Source organism: Burkholderia sp. Bp8998 (assembly GCF_003854235.1).
GTDB lineage: Bacteria > Pseudomonadota > Gammaproteobacteria > Burkholderiales > Burkholderiaceae > Burkholderia.
This window is the reverse complement of sequence record NZ_QTQF01000002.1, coordinates 126,105-144,026: the sequence shown is the minus strand read 5'-3', so window position 1 is coordinate 144,026 and position 17,922 is coordinate 126,105. Positions and strand designations below refer to the sequence as shown.

The following is a 17,922-nucleotide window of genomic DNA, read 5'->3' as shown; positions in this document are numbered from 1 at the left end:
CGTGTGCGATTAGGCAGCCGTTTCCGGGCGGCGGCACCCGCACGCATTTCATCCGATGAATCGGCTTGCACCCATCGCGCGGCAACCTGACAATTCAGCCAGTTTCGCGTCAGTAACCCGTTCCGGCCCGACGCCTATCATTCGGGTTCCCTTCACCGACGCCTGATCACCGCCTGTCCCGCCGCCTCCATGTGGATCGTCAATCTCGCGCTCAGGCGCCCCTACACGTTCATCGTGATGGCCATCATGATCGTGCTGGCCACCCCGCTTGCGCTGATGCGCACGCCCGTCGACGTGCTGCCTGCGGTCAACATCCCGGTCATCAGCGTGATCTGGAATTACAACGGCTTCTCCGCGAAGGAGATGACCAACCGCATCACGGCCGTCCATGAACGGATACTGACGACCACCGTCAACAACATCCAGCACATCGAGTCGACGTCGCTGCCGGGCATCGCGGTCGTGAAGGTGTTCCTGCAGCCCGGCGCGAACGTGCAGACCGCGATCGCGCAGACGGTCTCGTCCGCGCAGGCGATCGTGCGGCAGATGCCGCAGGGGGCGACGCCACCGCTCGTGATCACCTATTCGGCGTCGAGCATCCCGGTGATCCAGCTCGGGCTGTCGAGCCAGACGCTCAGCGAACAGTCGCTTGCCGACATCGCCCTCAACTTCCTGCGTCCGCAATTGATCACCATCCCCGGCGCGCAGATCCCGTTTCCGTACGGCGGCCGCACGCGCGTGGTCGCGATCGACCTCGATCCGCAGGCGCTGCTCGCCAAGGGCCTCACGCCCGCCGACATCGTCAACGCGGTCAACACGCAGAACCTCGTGCTGCCGACCGGCACCGCGAAGATGGGCCAGACCGAATACCGGATCGACACGAACGCGTCGGCCGACACGATCGCCGACATCAACGGCCTGCCAGTCCAGACCGTCAACGGCGCGACAACCTACCTGCGCGAAGTCGCGTCGGTGCGCGACGGCTTCGCACCGCAGACCAACGTCGTGCGCCAGAACGGCCAGCGCGGCGTGCTGATGTCGATCCTGAAGACCGGCGACGCGTCGACGCTGAAGGTCGTGTCGGACCTGAAGGCGCTGCTGCCGAAGGTGATCCCGACGCTGCCCGAAGGGCTCACGATCACGCCGCTGTTCGACCAGTCGGTGTTCGTCAACGCCGCCGTGCAGGGGGTGATCCACGAAGCGCTGATCGCCGCCGTGCTGACCGCGATGATGATCCTGCTGTTCCTCGGCAACTGGCGCAGCACGCTGATCATCGCGATCTCGATTCCGCTGTCGATCTTCACGTCGCTGATCGCACTGTCGGCGCTCGGCGAGACCATCAACATCATGACGCTCGGCGGGCTCGCGCTCGCGGTGGGGATCCTGGTCGACGACGCGACCGTCACGATCGAGAACATCGAGCGGCACCTGCATCTCGGAACGGACTTGCACGAGGCGATCCTCGAAGGCGCGGGTGAAATCGCGGTCCCGGCGTTCGTGTCGACGCTGTGCATCTGCATCGTGTTCGTGCCGATGTTCTTCCTGACGGGCGTCGCACGCTTCCTGTTCGTGCCGCTGGCCGAAGCCGTGGTGTTCGCGATGCTCGCGTCGTACGTGCTGTCGCGCACGCTCGTGCCGACGCTCGCGATGCTGCTGTTCCGCCCGCAGCAGGCCAGCACCGGCCCCGATCACTCGACGTCGCGCTTCGCGCGCCTCCATCACGCCTTCAACGCCGCGTTCGAGCGGCTGCGCGCGTGGTACGTCGTGCTGCTCAGCATCCTGCTGGTGCGCCGCCGCTTCTACGCGACCTGCTTCCTCGGCTTCTGCGTGCTGTCGACCGGCCTCGTGTTCGTGCTCGGCCGCGACTTCTTCCCGAACGCCGATTCCGGCAACATCCGGCTGCACATGCGCGCGCCGACCGGCTTCCGGATCGAGGAAACCGCGCGCCTCGCCGACCAGGTCGAGCGCGTGATCCGCGAGGTCGTGCCGCGCGACGAACTCGGCGCGATCGTCGACAACCTCGGGCTGCCGGTGAGCGGCATCAACCTGTCGTACAGCAACAGCGGCACGGTCGGCACGCTCGACGGCGAACTGATGATCGCGCTGAAGCCGGGCCACCGCTCGACCCAGCACTACGTGCAGACGCTGCGCGCGCTGCTGCCGCAGCGCTTCCCCAGCGTCGAATTCTTCTTCCAGCCGTCGGACATCATCACGCAGATCCTCAACTTCGGTCAGCCGGCCGCGATCGACCTGCAGGTGCTCGGCAACGATCTCGCGAGTAACATGGCTATCGCGAGCAGCCTGATGAAGAAGATCAGGCAAATCCCCGGCGCCGTCGACGTGCACGTGCTGCAGCGCAACGACGAACCGACCCTGGTGGCCGACATGGACCGTACGCGCATGCAGCAGCTCAGCCTCTCCGCGCAGAACGTCGCGCAGAACATGCTGATCTCGCTGTCGGGCAGTTCCCAGACGACCCCGTCGTTCTGGATCAATCCGCGCACGGGCGTCCAGTACCCGCTGCAGATCCAGACCCCGCAATACAACATCTCGTCGATCGACGACCTGCTCGGCACGCCGATTTCCGCGAGCGGTCGCACGGGCATGCCGCTGCAACTGCTCGGCAACCTCGTGCAGGTCCATCCGGTCGCGAGCCCGGCCGTGATCACGCACTACAACATCCGTCCGGCGATCGACCTTTACGTGAGCGTCGAGGGCCGCGATCTCGGCTCGGTCGCGGGCGAGATCGACCGGATCGTGTCCGACGCGCGCGCGACGCTGCCGCGCGGCACCGAGCTGTCGGTGCGCGGCCAGGTCGAGACGATGCGCACGTCGTACCTCGGCCTCGGCGCGGGCGTCGCGATGGCGATCGTGCTCGTCTACCTGCTGATCGTCGTGAATTTCCAGTCATGGCTCGATCCGCTGATCATCATCAGCGCGATGCCGGCCGCGCTCGCCGGCATCGCGTGGATGCTGTTCATCACCGGCACGCACCTGAGCGTGCCCGCGCTGACGGGCGCGATCATGACGGTGGGCGTCGCGACCGCGAACAGCATCCTGGTCGTCTCGTTCGCGCGCCAGCGCCTCGCGGCCGGCGCGCCGCCGCTCACGGCCGCGCTGGAGGCCGGCGCGACGCGGATCCGCCCGGTGCTGATGACGGCGCTCGCGATGATCATCGGGATGGTGCCGATGGCGCTCGGTCTCGGCGAAGGCGCCGAGCAGAACGCGCCGCTCGGCCGCGCGGTGATCGGCGGCCTGCTGTTCGCCACCGTTTCGACGCTGCTGTTCGTGCCGCTCGTGTTCGGCGGCGTGCATGCGCGGCTGGCGCGCCGGCGCGCGCGCCAGGCCGGACACTGACTTTCGCCCCTAGCCTATCGACCCGGTCAATTCATGGAAGAGAAACATCACAGCTCCGTCGGCATCCAGGTGGACGAACACGGCATGCACCTGCCGACGCGCACGTCGGTGTCGCGGCGCGGGCGGGTCGTACTGATCGTGATCGGCGTGCTGCTGGCCGCGGGCGCCGCGCGCACGATCGTCGTCAACGTGCTGAACCGCGGCCGGCTCGACGCGGTGGCCGAGCAGAACACGCGCCAGTACGTGAACGTCGTGCATCCGGTCGATGCGGCCACCGGCGGCAAGCTGTCGCTGCCGGGCACGCTGCGCGGCTTCGTCGAGGCGCCGATCTATGCGCGTGCGAGCGGCTACGTGCTGCGCTGGCAGGTCGACATCGGCGCGCACGTGAAGCAAGGCCAGCTGCTCGCCGAGCTCGACACGCCCGAACTGAACCAGGAACTCGCGCAGGCCACCGCGCAGCGCCAGCAGGCGCAGGCCGCGCTCGCGCTCGCGAAGACATCGTTCGACCGCGCGCAGCAGCTGCGCCAGCGCGATGCGGTGTCGCAGCAGGAACTCGACGACCGCCAGGGTGCATTCAACCAGGGCACCGCGAACCTCGCCGCGGCCGACGCGAACATGCGCCGGCTCACCGAACTGAAGGGCTTCCAGCGCATCGTCGCGCCGATCGACGGGATCGTCACGCAGCGCAACGTCGACGTCGGCGACCTCGTCAACTCCGGTAACGCGGGCCGCTCGCTGTTCACGGTCGTGCAGGCCGACCGGCTGCGCCTGTACGTGCAGGTGCCGCAAGCCTATGCGCAGCATGTGAAGGTCGACCAGCACGTGAGCGTCGCGCAGGCCGAACTGCCCGGCCAGACCTTCGACGGCACGGTCACTCGCACGTCCCAGGCGATCGACGTCGCGACGCGTTCGCTGCAGATCGAGATCACGCTGCCGAACCCGGACGGCCGGCTGCTGCCCGGCGCCTACGTGCAGGCGACGCTGCCGATGACGCCGGTCGGCCGCCTGCAGATTCCGGCCAGCACGCTGCTGTTCCGCGCCGAAGGGCCGACGGTCGCGACCGTCGACGCGAACGGCCAGGTGCGCCTGAAGGCGGTGACGGTCGCGCGCACGATCGGGCAGACGCTCGAAGTCGACGGCCCGCTCACGCCGAACGACCGCCTCGTCGCGAACCCGAGCGACGCGCTCGCGAACGGCGACACCGTCATCGTGCAGGCGCCGCCCGTCGTGAAGCCGGCCTCCGCGGCCGCGGGAGCGAAGTCGTGAGCGCGATGCACGCCCGCCTGCGCCCCACGGCAGTCCTGACCATCGTCGCGGTCGCGGCGCTCGCCGGCTGCACGGTCGGCCCCGACTACCGGCGCCCCGCCGTCGAGACGCCGGCCACGTGGCGGCTCGACCCGGCCGACGCGTACTGGCACCCGGCCGCGCCGGCCCGTGCACCGCTTGAACCGGCCTGGTGGACCGCGTTCGGCGACGCGCAACTCGACGCGCTCGAAGCCGACGCGCTGCGCAACAACCAGAACCTGAAGGCCGTCGCCGCGCGCTACGACCAGGCGAAGGCGACGCTCGCGTCGGTCGCATCCGCGCAGTATCCGGCCGTCGGCCTGAACGCGAGCGGCCAGCGGTTCAAGATTTCCGCGGACCGGCCGCAGACCAACTACGCGACGAAGAGCATGTCGACCGTGCAGAACGAGATCCAGGTCGGCGCGAGCGTCAGCTACGAACTCGACCTGTTCGGCCGCGTGCGGCGCGGCGTCGAATCGGCGCAGGCCAGCTCCGAGCAGGCGCGCGACGATTTCGCGAACGCGCGCCTGGTGCTGAGCGCCGATCTCGCGTCGAGCTACTTCGCGCTGCGCGAGCTCGACACGGAAATCGACGTCGTCAGGCGCTCGATCGACCTGCAGCAGAAGGCGCTCGACTACGTGAGCGCGCGCCACGACCTCGGCGCGGTGTCGGGCCTCGACCTGCTGCAGCAACGTTCGCAGCTCGATGCGACGCGCACGCAGGCACAACTGCTGATCCAGCAGCGCGCGCAGGTCGAGACGGCGATCGCGACGCTGGTCGGTACGCCGGCCCCCGCGTTCTCGCTGCCGCCGCGCGTGGTGCCGATCAATGCGCCCGCACTGCCGACCGGGATGCCGAGCGACCTGCTGCAGCGGCGGCCCGACGTCGCGTCGGCCGAGCGCGCGATGGCCGCCGCGAACGCGCAGATCGGCGTCGCGCGCGCCGCATATTTCCCACGCATCGCGCTGTCGCCAGACATCGGCTGGGACGCGACGCGCTTCTCGGGCCTGTTCACCGTGCCGGCGCTGCTGTGGTCGGTCGGCGCGTCGGTCAGCCAGCCGCTGTTCGAAGGCGGCAAGCTGAAGGCCGGCGTCGATTTCGCGCAGGCCGGCTACGTGGCCGCGCAGGCCAATTACCGGCAGACCGTGCTCACCGCGTTCCAGGAGGTGCAGAATGCGGTGACGGGCCTGTCGGTGCTGGCGCACGCCGCGCAGCAGGCATCGGCGGCCGTCGACGACGCGCGCAAGCTCGTGTCGCTCGCGCAGGACCGCTACGCGGGCGGCCTCACGCCGTTCATCGACGTGCTGACGGCCCAGCAGCAGTTGCTGACGAGCGAGCGCCAGGCCGTGCAGATCCAGGGCCAGCGCGCGGCGCTCGTCGTGTTTCTCGCGAAGGCGCTCGGCGGCGGCTGGGACGGCGGCGCGACGGGCGGCACGGCGCCGACCGACGTCGCGGCGGCCGGCCCGCAGCCCGCCACGCGCAACGCCCCCTAACCCGGTTACGCGAACAAAGCCCATGAAAGTCCTGATCGTCGAAGACGAACCGAAAGTCGTCGAATACCTGAAGAGCGGCCTCACCGAGGAAGGCTGGGTCGTCGACACCGCGCTCGACGGTGAGGACGGCGCGTGGAAGGCCGTCGAATTCGACTACGACGTGGTCGTGCTCGACGTGATGCTGCCGAAGCTCGACGGCTTCGGCGTGCTGCGCGCATTGCGCGCGCAGAAGCAGACGCCGGTGATCATGCTGACCGCGCGCGACCGCGTCGACGACCGCGTGCGCGGGCTGCGCGGCGGCGCCGACGACTACCTGACCAAGCCCTTCTCGTTCCTCGAGCTGATCGAACGCCTGCGCGCGCTCACGCGCCGTGCGCGCGTGCAGGAATCGACGCTGATCTCGATCGGCGACCTGCGCGTCGACCTGATCGGCCGCCGCGCGAGCCGCGACGGCACGCGCCTCGACCTGACCGCGCAGGAATTCCAGCTGCTCGGCGTGCTCGCGCGGCGCAGCGGCGAGGTGCTGTCGAAGACGACGATCGCCGAGCTCGTGTGGGACGTGAACTTCGACAGCAACGCGAACGTCGTCGAGACGGCGATCAAGCGCCTGCGCGCGAAGCTCGACGGCCCGTTCGCGGAGAAACTGCTGCACACGATCCGCGGGATGGGCTACGTGCTCGAGGCGCGCGAGGACGGCGACACGGAGCGGCACCCATGAAACGCTCGATCACCCTGCGCCTGTCGGCGATGTTCGGCATCGTGTCGCTGCTCGTGTTCACGCTGGTCGGCTGCGGGCTGTTCGTGATGATGGAGCGCCAGCTGTTCGCCGAACTGCGCGCGACGATCGACACGCGCGCGAAGGTTGCTCAAATGATCGTGTCGCATGCGACCACGGCCGCGCGCGGACGCCTGATGCAGGAAAAGCTCGCCGACCTCGAACCGCCCGACGGATCGACGCGCTATCAGGTCGAGAGCCTCGACCCCGACTTCCGCTTCGGCCATCCGGTCGACGGCGTGCCCGTCGGCGAACCGTTCGGTGCGTTCCAGCAGTACGCGCTCAACCACAGCAGCTACGACGTGATGACGAAGACCGTCCCGATCGCAGGCAGCGGCGAGCGCCCGGACCTGAAGCTCATCGTCGCGTCGTCGTGCGAGCGCACGCAGCGGATGCTGCGCCATTTCGTATGGACGCTCGCCGCGCTGATCGCGATCGCCACCGTGATCACGCTGCTGCTGGGCCGAGCGGTCGCGCGCTTCGGGCTCGCGCCGCTCGAACGGCTGTCGCAGGACGCGGCGGCCATCAGTGCCACCAATCGCCGCCAGCGGCTGCAGACCGACGCGCTGCCGACCGAGCTGCGCGATCTCGCCGCGTCGTTCAACGGCGCGCTCGAGCGCATCCAGCAGACCTATGCGCGGCTCGAGGCGTTCAACGCGGACGTCGCGCACGAGTTGCGCACGCCGATCAGCATCCTGATCGGCCAGACCCAGGTCGCGCTGACGAGCCGCGACCGTTCGGTCGACCGGATGCGTCAGACGCTGCAATCGAACCTCGAAGAGTTCGAACGGTTGCGCGTGATCATCAACGACATGCTGTTCCTGTCGCGCAGCGATCGCGGCGAACGCGCGACCGACCTGAAGCACGTGTCGCTCGCCGACGAGGTGCGGCGCATGCTCGACTTCCTCGAGATTCCGCTCGACGAAGCGCAGTTGCGTGCCGAACTGCACGGCGATGCGCGTGCGGCGGTCGACCCGTCGTTGTTCCGCCGCGCGATGACCAACCTGCTGATCAACGCAATCCAGCATTCGGCGCCCGGCGCGACGCTGAACGTGACGATCACGCCGCGCGACACGCTCATCGACGTGTCGGTCGCGAACCCCGGCGAGCCGATCGACCCCGCGCAGCGCTCGCACGTGTTCGAGCGTTTCTACCGGCTCGAGGAAGCGCGCGCGAACAGCAAGGAGAACCACGGGCTCGGGCTGTCGATCGTCAAGGCCGTCGCGGAGATGCACGGCGGCAGCGTGTTCGTCGCATGTTCGGGCGGCGTCAATACATTCGGTTTTTCAGTGTCGACGCAACCGTCCGGCGGCAACCCGCTGCGCGCGGCCGATGCCGGCGGCCCGCATGCGCAGCAGCCAACGCCCGCGCCGCGCGCGTTGCACTGACGTCGGCCCCACCGCCGAGGGCAGTTTTCTTCAATACGGGCCCGCGTGGCTTCTTTAGTCTCGATGCGACTTTGACATTCGCATGGAGGCAACAGATGAGCATGCTGGTTTCGATGGCCGCGTTCGCGCTGGCGTCGTCGATCACACCCGGTCCCGTCAACATCGTCGCGCTCAGCGCGGGCGCGCGCCACGGTCTCGGCGCAAGCCTGCGCTATGCGGCCGGCGCCACGCTCGGCTTCGTCGCGCTGTTCCTGCTGATCGGCCTCGGGCTGCACGCGGCGCTCGCGCGCTGGCCAATGCTGACCGCCGTCACCCAATGGGCGGGGATCGCGTTCCTGCTTTACCTCGCGCTGCGGCTCGCGCTCGACGACGGCCGGTTGTCGTCCGACCCGGCCGCCCCGGACGCGCCGAACGTCGCCGGCCCGTCGGCCGCGGCCGGCGCGGCGATGCAGTGGCTGAATCCGAAGGCGTGGCTTGCGTGCGTGGCCGCGATGGGTGCGTATGCGGCCGACGGCGACCGCGCGCAGGTGTGGCAATTCGCGGCGCTGTATCTGGTGATCTGCTTTGCGTCGATCGCGTGCTGGGCGTATGCGGGTGCGTCGCTGCGGCACCGGCTCGCGAATGCGCGGCGGATGCGGCTGTTCAACCGCGCGATGGCACTGCTGCTCGCGGGTAGCGCGCTTTATTTGCTCGATATCTAACGCTGGCGCTGTGACACACGTTGTTGCGGCCGGTGCCGCCGGCGGCCGATGATGCAACGCGTCGTCGGCCGTGCGGTGTGCGGCGTGCGGTGTCGCCCCGCCCGCTCGCCGCTCAACACGCGGCGCTTCGGTATTGCCCGGGCGTGGCGGCCGCGATGCGACGGAACGCGCGCTGGAAATGCGCCTGGTCCGCGAAGCCCGCATCGAGCGCGACATCGGCGATCGGCCTGCCGCGGCGCAGCTCCGCGCGGCCGTATTGCACGCGACGGTCGATCAGGAACGCATGCGGCGTCATCCCGTAACGGGCGTTGAACGCGCGGATCAGGTAGGACGGCGACAGGTCGGCGGCCGCGCAGATCGCATCGAGCGTGACGGCCTGACGGCAGTGCGCGGCGATGTAGTCGGCCGCGCGCGCGAGCTTCGCGTTGTCGGCACCGCGCGGCGCGGCGCCGGGCAGTTCGCGATCGAGCGCGCCGTGCAGCCGCGTGAAGAATTCGACCGCCGCGCTTTCCTTGCCGAGCGGATCGACGCCGGGCGCCACGAGCGTGCGGTAAAAGCCGCCGAACTGCGCGAACAGGTCGTGCCGTTCCGTCAACTTCGGCGAAAACCCGTGAAAATCGCGGTTCGGATCGCGCCCGAGCGAATGCTGCAGGCGTGTGAGCCACGGCACGTCCACGTAGACCATCCGGTACGCCCATGCGTCGGGGCCGTACGGATTGCACGCATGCACCTGTTCCGGATCGATGATCACGAGCACGCCGCGTCCGACGTGCTCCTTCGTCGCGCCGTTCAGGTAGGTGCTTGTGCCGCCGACGATCGCGCCGAGCGAAAACGTGTCGTGCGTGTGCTTCGCGTAGCAGATCGTCCGCCCGTCGTCGACGGTGCGCGCCTCGATGAACGGCAGCGCGGCGTCGCGCCAGAACGGCGACGGGACGGCGAGGGGGTTGGCGGAACGGCTCAAGCGACAGGCTCCCGGATCGGACGGCGAACGCACACCGTACAAGACTGCGCGGCGCGATGCAACCGCGTACCGACGCTTCCCGGCCGGATCGCCTAAGCTTTGAATTCGGCCGCCGCGGCACACGCGGCGGGTTCCGTTCCCTCTTCCAACCGGTACGCTCATGCACATCGATCTGACAGGCAAGACCGCGGTCGTCACCGCTTCCACCGCCGGCATCGGGCTGGCGATCGCCGAAGGGCTCGCGCAGGCGGGCGCGCGCGTCGTCGTCAACGGACGCAGCGACAAGTCGGTCGACGCCGCGCTCGCGCTGCTGCGCACCGCGGTACCCGACGCGGACATCGACGGCGTCGCCGCCGACCTGTCCGACGCCGCCGGCGCCGCGCGCATCACGCAGCACACGCCGGACGCCGACATCCTCGTCAACAATGCGGGCATCTACGGGCTGAAGGCATTCTTCGACATCGACGACGATGAATGGACGCATTACTTCCAGATGAACGTGATGTCCGGCGTGCGTCTCGCGCGGCACTACCTGAAGGGCATGCTCGCGCGCAACACGGGCCGCATCGTGTTCATTTCGTCGGAATCGGGGCTGAACATCCCGGTCGACATGATTCACTACGGGTTCACGAAAACCGCGCAGCTGGCGATCGCGCGCGGCCTCGCGAAGGTCGCGGCCGGGACGAACGTGACGGTCAATTCGGTGCTGCCGGGGCCGACGATGTCAGAAGGCGTGCGGGCGCTGCTGAAAGCGACGGCCGATGAAACGGGCCGCAGCATCGACGACGTCGCGGTGGATTTCGTGCGCAGCCAGCGCGCGAGCTCGATCATCCAGCGGCCGGCGACGACGGAGGAAGTCGCGAATCTCGTCGTGTACGTGTGCTCGCCGCAGGCCTCGGCGACGACGGGCGCGGCGTTGCGCGTCGACGGCGGGGTGGTCGATACGATCGCTTGACGGCGCGGAGCGGGCACGGCAAACGCGCCGCCGCGCTATCGGGACGTGGTCTTGTCCGGCTGGAGCGTGCCCTTGCGATCGGCGTCCATGCAGGTATCGAAGCCGTGTTGCGTGACGGCGCCGGCCTTGTCGAACACGACGAAGTAAGCCCGGTGATCGTTGCCGTGCTCGATGAAGTAGTTGTAGCAGACGCCGCTGCCGTTGCGGACCATCCACACGCTGCGCGGGTTGCCGCCGGCGCGGACGACGTCGGCGCGCGTTGCGCCGTGCCGCGACGCGGCCCTCGCGAGCGGCGTGCGCGAATACGAGAACGGCAGCCAAGAGTCGAACCACGCGCAGCCGTGCAGCATCAGGCAGCTGGCGGCCAGGGACAGCGTCGCGGCGGGACGGGACATCGAAATCAATCGCATGCTGGGTGAAATCTGCTGCGCCATGCCGGCGTGATCGAAAGCCCCATGCTACTAGACCTTTGGGTCCGGATCGAAAAGAAATGTGGAGACTTGTGTCCGACGCCCTGCTCGACGCGGTCCGGCGCGCGCCCGATCGTCGCGAATCGTTGCGGCACCGTGCGGGCTCGCACACGCGTCATGCCGTTGCGCCGATGTTTTGAATCGGCGCAACGGCCAGCATCGTCAGGCGACCCATTCGGTCCACAGCATCGTCAGCACCGTCATCAGCGCCGGGCCGACGAACAACCCGATCAGCCCGAACGTCTCGGCACCGCCGAGAATGCCGAACAGCACGAGCAGGAACGGCAGGCGGGTCGAGCTGCCGATCAGCACCGGCCGCACGAAATGCTCGGCGACGAACACGACCACGAAGCCGAGCACCAGCACCACGACGGCCCACGCGGTCGTCCCCTGCACGAACAGCCAGAGCGCCGCGCCGCAGAACACGATCGGCGCGCAGAACGGCAGCATCGCGGCGACGGCCGTGACGAGGCCGAGCAGCGCCGCATGCGGGACGCCCGCGAGCGCATACGCGACGCCGAGAATGGCGCCCTCGCCCAACCCGACGACGACCAGCCCCGTGACCGTGCCGTACACGGCCGAGACCATCCGTTCGATCAGATCCGCGCCGCCGCGGCCGAACGCGCGCCGCGCGCCCTGCAGCAACGCACCCGACAGCTTGTGGCCGGCCCGCATGATCACGAACAGCGTGACCAGCATGAAGCCGAACTCGAACAGCGCATGCGCGAGCTTCGTGCCGAACTGCCGGCCGAACGCGATGAACTTCTCGCCGCTCGCGCCATGCATCGCGGTGCCCGCGTGCAGCGGATGACCGAGATTGGCCTGCCACCACTCGGTGACCTGCGCGGCACCGTACGGCAACCGGCCGACGATGTCCGGCAGCGGAATGCCGTTGTCCTGGATCGAATGCAGCCAGGTGCGCAGGTCGTGCGCCTGCGAGATCGCCTGCCCCAGTGCGATCGCGACCGGCAGCACGACCAGCAGCGACACGCCCGCGGTGATCGCGGTCGCGATCAGGGTCGGCCGGTCGCGAAACCAGCGGTCCGATTCGAAGCGTTTCAGCAACGGCCACAGCGCGATCGCAATCACGCAGGCCCACGCGATGGCGGGAAGGAAATCGCGGATCACCCACAGCGCGAGTACCAGCAGCGCCGCATACAGCACGGCGCGGGCGATCTGCTGCGTGCGCGGCCGCGCGGCGGAATCCTGGGACGGCGAGACATGTGCGCGCATGGCACCTCGGTCGAAATGAAAAAATGGCGATTCGTGCAGGCCGGAAGCCTGTACGAACCGCCATTCTATCCATCGGCGCCGCAACGGCATGCGCACGCAGTGCCAAGCATCGTCAAATCCGTGCCGCGAACGCCGCGCCGCCGCGCGGTGCAATGCGTGGCTCAGGCCGCCTTGTCGGCGACGCGGTAGCGTTCGAGCCAGTGCGCGTACGGCGCGGGCAGCGTCCACGACGGACGCTCGACGCCGAGCTGCCTGGCCGCGTAGTACGGCCAGTGCGGATCGGCGAGATGCGCGCGGCCGACCATCACGAGGTCGAGCTGCTGCTCGGCGACGACGCGCTCGGCGAGTTGCGGCGTGTCGATCCCCCAGGCGGACGACACCGGCAGGCCGGCCTCGCGGCGCACGCGCTCCGCGATCGGCGCGAGGAACGCCGGGCCCCACGGAATCTGCGCGTCGGGCGTCGAGAAGCCGACGGACACACTCAGCATGTCGAGCCCTTCCTGCTTCATCCGCTGCGTAAGCGCGATCGATTCGGCGAGCGTTTCCTCATCGCGACCGTCGTATTCGATCACGCCGAGACGCGCGGTCAGCGGCAGGTGTTCCGGCCAGACCTGGCGGACAGCCTTCAGCGTGTCGACGAGGAAACGCCCGCGGTTTTCCGCCGAACCGCCGTACGCGTCGTCGCGCTGGTTCGAATGCACGGAGAAGAAGCTCTGGCCGAGGTAGCCGTGCGCGAAGTGCAGCTCGAGCCATTCGAAGCCGAGGTCGCGGGCGCGCTTCGCCGACGCGACGAAGTCGGCCTGCACGCGGGCGATGTCGTCATGCGTCATCGCCCGCGGCGTCTTCGGCAGGTGCGCGCCGAACGGCACCGCCGACGGGGCGATGGTCTGCCAGCCGTGCGGATTGCCGTCGGCGATGTGATCGTCGCCTTCCCACGGACGGTTCGCGCTCGCCTTGCGGCCCGCATGCGCGATCTGGATGCCCGGCACCGAGCCCGCCGCCTTGATCGCCGCGACCGACGGCGCGAACGCCTCGGCCTGCGCATCGGTCCACAGCCCGGCGCAACCCGGCGTGATGCGGCCTTCCGGCGACACGGCCGTCGCCTCCGCGATCACGAGGCCCGCGCCGCCGCGCGCGATGCCGGCCAGGTGCACGTGATGCCAGTCGTTGACGACGCCGTCTTCGGCGACGTACTGGCACATCGGCGGCACCGCGATGCGGTTGCGCAGCGTGACATCCTTGAGTTTGAACGGTTCGAACAGGGCAGACATCCACCACTCCTTTGCTTGGTTCTGCGAAACGACGGGATGAGCCGCCGTGCGGTGCGCACGGCGGAACGGTTCGGGCCGTCGCCGGGACGGTTGCGTCCGACAACGGATATGGCCCGGCGCCGGTCATGCCGGCGCCGGGCCGGCTTACCGACGGCCGAGCTGCACGAGCAGCGCCTCGGCGGCGGGTTCCGACGACGCGGGGTTCTGCCCCGTGATCAGCAGCCCGTCGGTGACGACATGCGGCGCCCAGTCGGCGCTGCGCTCGAACTGCGCGCCGTTGGTCTTCAGCATGTCCTCGACGAGGAACGGCACCACTTCCGTCAGTTCGACGGCCGCTTCCTCGCTGTTGGTGAAGCCCGTCGCACGCTTGCCGCGTACGACCGACTCGCCGGTCTTCGGATCCTTCACGTGGCGCAGCACGCCCGGCGCGTGGCACACGGCCGCGACCGGCTTGCCGGCCGACAGCGCGCGCTCGATCAGGCCGATCGAATGCAGGTCCTCGGCGAGATCCCACAGCGGGCCGTGCCCGCCCGGATAGAACACCGCGTCGTAATCGTCGACCGACACGTCGGCCAGCTTGCGCGTGGCGGCCAGTTCGGCCTTGGCTGCCGGATCGGCATCGAAGCGGCGCGTCGCGTCGGTTTGCGCGGCCGGATCGCTGCTTTTCGGGTCAAGCGGCGGCTGGCCGCCCTTCGGCGACGCGAGCGTCAACTCGACGCCCGCATCCTTGAACGTGTAGTACGGCGCGGCCAGTTCCTCGAGCCAGAAGCCGGTTTTCTTGCCGGTGTCGCCGAGCGTGTCGTGCGAGGTCAGGACAACCAGAATCTTCATGATCGGACACTCCTTCGAAATGGGGGAACGGGGCCGCATCGCGGCGGCGGCCAACGTGACGCACGTCGCGTACCGGCGACGACGGCGCGCCTGCCGGTTAGGCCGCTGGCGCGTGTCAACGTGCCGGCTCCGTACCGAAAATATTATTCAAGCCTATTAGACCAGTCGTCTAGAAGAGACTCGAAAAAAACGACGGCATCTCCTGCACGATCAGCATCGCGGCGCGATATGGCAGTTTCGCGTCAGGATGCGCGTCAGGAACGGCGTCGCATTCATGAGGCTGGATGATAGCCACGGATTAGACCGGTCGTCTAGAAACCCGGCATTCAGCCCTTCCGGCGTCATGGCTTTTGCGACGGAGCGCATCCCGCAGCGTCCACTGCCGGTCGCACCCCGCGCGTGCCGCCTTGGTTAGCCGAGCGGCGGCCCGTCGGTGTCGCCGCCCTCGATCACCGGCATTTCGAGCCGATGGCCACGAGAGCCGTCCGCGAGCAGTCCCAGCATCAGGTCCGCCAGCGCACGCCCCGTCGCCTGTCCGGTCGGTTGCACCACGGCCGTCACGCGATGCGGATGGGCCACCTCCGGCGGCACGCCGTCATAGACGATCAACGAGATCTCGCGCCCCAGGCGCAAGCCGCTCTCGACCAGCGCCCGGAACGCACCGCTGCCCGCGATATTGTTGTCGACCAGCAGCGCCGTCGGCCGTTCGGCCAGCGCGAGCAGCGCCTGCGCGGCCTGCAGCCCGCCGTCGCGCGTAAACGGACACTCGACGAGCAGCGCCGGGTCGGGTTCGATGCCGGCTTCGTGCAGCGCCGCGAGATAACCGGCGCGACGCTGCATCGCGAAATTGAGCGACAGCGGTGCGCTGATCATCGCGATGCGGCGATGACCGAAGCCGATCAGGCGCCGCACGGCATCGCGTGCGCCCGCCTCGTTGTCGAAATCGAACCACGCGTAAGGCTCGGCGGCCTGCGTGCGGCCGTACGCGATGTACGGAAACGCGCTCGACCGCAGGTACGCGAGGCGCGGATCGTCGACCAGCGTGCGTGCGACGATCAATCCGTCGACGAGCTTGCCGTCGACGAGCCTTCGATACGTGTCCAGCTCGGCGTTCGGCCGCGCGGCCGCGATGATGAAGTCGAGATTGCGCTCGGCGAGCCGCTCGGTGATGCCGGCGACGACTTCGCCGAAGCGCGGATCACCGAGATCGCCCACGCCGAACGGATACACGATGCCGATCGCGTCCGAGCGCCCCGTCGCCAGCCGGCGCGCGGTCGGATCCGCGACATAGCCGAGTTCGCGCGCGGCCTTCATCACGCGCTCGCGGGTCGACTCGCTCACGTCGTCATAGCCGTTCAGCGCGCGACTGACCGTCGTGCGCGACAGTCCGAGCGCATCCGACAGCGCCTTCAGATTCACCTTCACGTCGCTCCTCGCGTTGCAAATGCCATTCGGCCGGACCCTTGCGCAGCAATTATTGCCGAATGGTAGTTATTACCGTCAAATATTTATCTTTTGACGTCCAAACCGGTTTGAAATAGCATCCAAACCGGTTTGGATATCAATGCCACCGCCAGTCGTTCCCTTTCACCGTCAACGGAAACAACGCCGACATGACTTACTTTCCTTTTTGCCGCGCGACTGCGGCCAAACGTTTGCTGTTCGCCGGCGCCGCACTGGCCGCCTTCGCGACCGCCGCGCATGCGCAGACCGCCGGCGCGCCCGCGCCCACGCCTCATACGCAGCAGGCATACGACCCCGAGGGCAACTTCACGATGCGCTGGACCCGCGCGGACATCCGCCAGATCGTCGCGCAGTCGCACGCGGCCGGCGCCGACAAGAATTCGCTGCCCCAAGCGCTGACGATGCCCGACATCCCGCAGAATTTCCCGCTGATCAACTCGAACGTGTGGGTATGGGACACCTGGCCGCTGGCCGACCTGCGCGCGAACCAGCTCAGCTACAAGGGCTGGGAGGTGATCTTCTCGCTCACCGCCGATCCGCACGCGGGCTACACGTTCGATGACCGCCACGTCCATGCGCGCATCGGCTTCTTCTATCGCCGCGCGGGCATCCCCGCGTCGCAGCGCCCCGCGAACGGCGGCTGGACCTGGGGCGGCCACCTGTTCCCGGACGGTGCGAGCGCCAAGGTGTTCGGCACGTCACCGATGACCAACAACGCCGAATGGTCGGGCTCGGCGCGCCTCACGAACGGCGACAACGTCAGCCTCTACTACACCGCGACGTCGTTCAACCGCTCGGCGCCCGGCGGCGCCGACATCACGCCGCCGCAGGCGATCATCACGCGCGCCGACGGCCACATCCATGCCGACGACAAGCACGTGTGGTTCAGCGGCTTCGACGATCACAAGGCGCTGCTGCAGCCGGACGGCAACTACTACCAGACCGGCCAGCAGAACACCTACTTCTCGTTCCGCGATCCGTTCGTGTTCACCGATCCCGCGCACCCGGGCAAGACCTACATGGTCTTCGAGGGCAACACGGGCGGCCAGCGCGGCGCACGCACCTGCACCGAAGCCGATCTCGGCTACGCGCCGAACGATCCGTACAAGGAAGACCTCAATGCCGTGATGAACTCGGGCGCAGTGTATCAAAAGGCCAATGTCGGCCTGGCGGTCGCGACGAACCCGCAGCTCACCGAATGGAAGTTCCTGCCGCCGCTCCTGTCGGCGAACTGCGTCGACGACCAGACCGAGCGCCCGCAGATCTACCTGAAGGACGGCAAGTACTACCTGTTCACGATCAGCCACCGCACGACGATGGCCGCGGGCGTCGATGGGCCGGACGGTGTCTACGGTTTCGTCGGCAACGGCATCCGCAGCGACTTCCTGCCGCTGAACGGCGGCAGCGGCCTCGTGCTCGGCAACCCGACCGACTTCTCCGCACCGGCCGGCGCGCCGTATGCGCAGGACCCGAACCAGAACCCGCGCGAATTCCAGTCGTATTCGCACTACGTGATGCCGGGCGGGCTCGTCGAGTCGTTCATCGATGCGATCGGTCCGCGCCGCGGCGGCACGCTCGCGCCGACGGTGAAGGTCAACATCAACGGCACGTCGACGGCGGTCGACCGCGGGTACGGAAACGGCGGCCTCGGCGGGTATGGCGAAATCCCGTCGAACCTGCCGGCGACGGGCGCCGGTCACAACGACGGCCCGGGCACCCGGCCGTAACGGTCGGGGCCC

Annotated in this window: 14 protein-coding genes; 8 read left to right on the top strand and 6 right to left on the bottom strand. The window is 68.5% G+C overall.

The features are described 5' to 3' along the window. The first annotated feature begins 189 nt into the window (after positions 1-189). The 6 genes from DIE06_RS03520 (at position 190) to DIE06_RS03495 (ending at position 8,998) form a co-directional block, all read left to right on the top strand. Positions 190-3,357: an efflux RND transporter permease subunit gene (locus tag DIE06_RS03520; RefSeq protein WP_124660151.1), complete on the top strand. Its 3,168-nt coding sequence runs from the start codon at positions 190-192 to the stop codon at positions 3,355-3,357. Positions 3,358-3,390: 33 nt separating this feature from the next. Further along, complete coding sequence (locus tag DIE06_RS03515; RefSeq protein ID WP_124660150.1) at positions 3,391-4,623, top strand: efflux RND transporter periplasmic adaptor subunit; 1,233 nt, start codon at positions 3,391-3,393, stop codon at positions 4,621-4,623. A 5-nt stretch (positions 4,624-4,628) separates the two neighbouring features. Further along, on the top strand, positions 4,629-6,134 hold the full coding sequence (locus DIE06_RS03510; protein ID WP_124660406.1) for an efflux transporter outer membrane subunit: 1,506 nt from the start codon (positions 4,629-4,631) through the stop codon (positions 6,132-6,134). A gap of 22 nt (positions 6,135-6,156) precedes the next feature. Next, entirely contained in the window at positions 6,157-6,852 is a 696-nt protein-coding gene (locus DIE06_RS03505; protein ID WP_124660149.1) for a heavy metal response regulator transcription factor, read from the top strand. Then, on the top strand, positions 6,849-8,297 hold the full coding sequence (locus DIE06_RS03500; RefSeq protein WP_124660148.1) for a heavy metal sensor histidine kinase: 1,449 nt from the start codon (positions 6,849-6,851) through the stop codon (positions 8,295-8,297). The genes DIE06_RS03505 and DIE06_RS03500 overlap by 4 nt, the downstream gene beginning before the upstream one ends. A 95-nt stretch (positions 8,298-8,392) precedes the next feature. Then, the gene (locus DIE06_RS03495) at positions 8,393-8,998 is read left to right on the top strand and encodes a LysE family translocator (protein WP_124660147.1); all 606 of its coding nucleotides are present in this window, start codon (positions 8,393-8,395) and stop codon (positions 8,996-8,998) included. 112 nt (positions 8,999-9,110) lie between these two features. Here the strand turns inward: DIE06_RS03495 and DIE06_RS03490 are convergent, their stop codons facing one another. Next, positions 9,111-9,959, bottom strand: a complete 849-nt coding sequence (locus tag DIE06_RS03490; RefSeq protein WP_124660146.1) for an AraC family transcriptional regulator — start codon at positions 9,957-9,959, stop codon at positions 9,111-9,113. Positions 9,960-10,119: 160 nt separating this feature from the next. Here DIE06_RS03490 and DIE06_RS03485 point away from each other — a divergent pair, with 160 nt between their 5' ends. Then, the gene (locus tag DIE06_RS03485) at positions 10,120-10,914 is read left to right on the top strand and encodes an SDR family NAD(P)-dependent oxidoreductase (protein WP_124660145.1); all 795 of its coding nucleotides are present in this window, start codon (positions 10,120-10,122) and stop codon (positions 10,912-10,914) included. A gap of 35 nt (positions 10,915-10,949) precedes the next feature. Here the strand turns inward: DIE06_RS03485 and DIE06_RS03480 are convergent, their stop codons facing one another. The 5 genes from DIE06_RS03480 to DIE06_RS03460 all read right to left on the bottom strand — a co-directional run bounded on the left by DIE06_RS03480 (position 10,950) and on the right by DIE06_RS03460 (position 16,165). Then, a complete protein-coding gene (locus DIE06_RS03480; RefSeq protein ID WP_124660144.1) occupies positions 10,950-11,324 on the bottom strand; it encodes a hypothetical protein in 375 nt (124 codons plus the stop codon). A gap of 222 nt (positions 11,325-11,546) precedes the next feature. Continuing rightward, on the bottom strand, positions 11,547-12,617 hold the full coding sequence (locus DIE06_RS03475; RefSeq protein ID WP_124660143.1) for an AI-2E family transporter: 1,071 nt from the start codon (positions 12,615-12,617) through the stop codon (positions 11,547-11,549). Positions 12,618-12,778: 161 nt separating this feature from the next. Beyond that, the gene (locus DIE06_RS03470; protein ID WP_124660142.1) at positions 12,779-13,888 is read right to left on the bottom strand and encodes an NADH:flavin oxidoreductase/NADH oxidase; all 1,110 of its coding nucleotides are present in this window, start codon (positions 13,886-13,888) and stop codon (positions 12,779-12,781) included. A gap of 144 nt (positions 13,889-14,032) precedes the next feature. Continuing rightward, a complete protein-coding gene (locus DIE06_RS03465; RefSeq protein WP_124660141.1) occupies positions 14,033-14,719 on the bottom strand; it encodes a type 1 glutamine amidotransferase domain-containing protein in 687 nt (228 codons plus the stop codon). 411 nt (positions 14,720-15,130) lie between these two features. After that, on the bottom strand, positions 15,131-16,165 hold the full coding sequence (locus tag DIE06_RS03460; protein ID WP_124660140.1) for a substrate-binding domain-containing protein: 1,035 nt from the start codon (positions 16,163-16,165) through the stop codon (positions 15,131-15,133). 167 nt (positions 16,166-16,332) lie between these two features. Between DIE06_RS03460 and DIE06_RS03455 the strand changes: the two genes are divergently transcribed. Further along, positions 16,333-17,910, top strand: coding sequence for a glycoside hydrolase family 68 protein (locus tag DIE06_RS03455; RefSeq protein WP_124660139.1), 1,578 nt, complete (start codon positions 16,333-16,335; stop codon positions 17,908-17,910). Positions 17,911-17,922 lie beyond the last annotated feature (12 nt).

Bases quoted from the DNA above. Each gene is read 5' to 3' on its own strand.
- DIE06_RS03520 (WP_124660151.1), top strand. From the start codon at position 190: ATGTGGATCGTCAATCTCGCGCTCAGGCGCCCCTACACGTTCATCGTG.
- DIE06_RS03515 (WP_124660150.1), top strand. From the start codon at position 3,391: ATGGAAGAGAAACATCACAGCTCCGTCGGCATCCAGGTGGACGAACAC.
- DIE06_RS03510 (WP_124660406.1), top strand. From the start codon at position 4,629: ATGCACGCCCGCCTGCGCCCCACGGCAGTCCTGACCATCGTCGCGGTC.
- DIE06_RS03505 (WP_124660149.1), top strand. From the start codon at position 6,157: ATGAAAGTCCTGATCGTCGAAGACGAACCGAAAGTCGTCGAATACCTG.
- DIE06_RS03500 (WP_124660148.1), top strand. From the start codon at position 6,849: ATGAAACGCTCGATCACCCTGCGCCTGTCGGCGATGTTCGGCATCGTG.
- DIE06_RS03495 (WP_124660147.1), top strand. From the start codon at position 8,393: ATGAGCATGCTGGTTTCGATGGCCGCGTTCGCGCTGGCGTCGTCGATC.
- DIE06_RS03485 (WP_124660145.1), top strand. From the start codon at position 10,120: ATGCACATCGATCTGACAGGCAAGACCGCGGTCGTCACCGCTTCCACC.
- DIE06_RS03480 (WP_124660144.1), bottom strand. From the start codon at position 11,324: ATGCGATTGATTTCGATGTCCCGTCCCGCCGCGACGCTGTCCCTGGCC.
- DIE06_RS03475 (WP_124660143.1), bottom strand. From the start codon at position 12,617: ATGCGCGCACATGTCTCGCCGTCCCAGGATTCCGCCGCGCGGCCGCGC.
- DIE06_RS03470 (WP_124660142.1), bottom strand. From the start codon at position 13,888: ATGTCTGCCCTGTTCGAACCGTTCAAACTCAAGGATGTCACGCTGCGC.
- DIE06_RS03465 (WP_124660141.1), bottom strand. From the start codon at position 14,719: ATGAAGATTCTGGTTGTCCTGACCTCGCACGACACGCTCGGCGACACC.
- DIE06_RS03455 (WP_124660139.1), top strand. From the start codon at position 16,333: ATGACTTACTTTCCTTTTTGCCGCGCGACTGCGGCCAAACGTTTGCTG.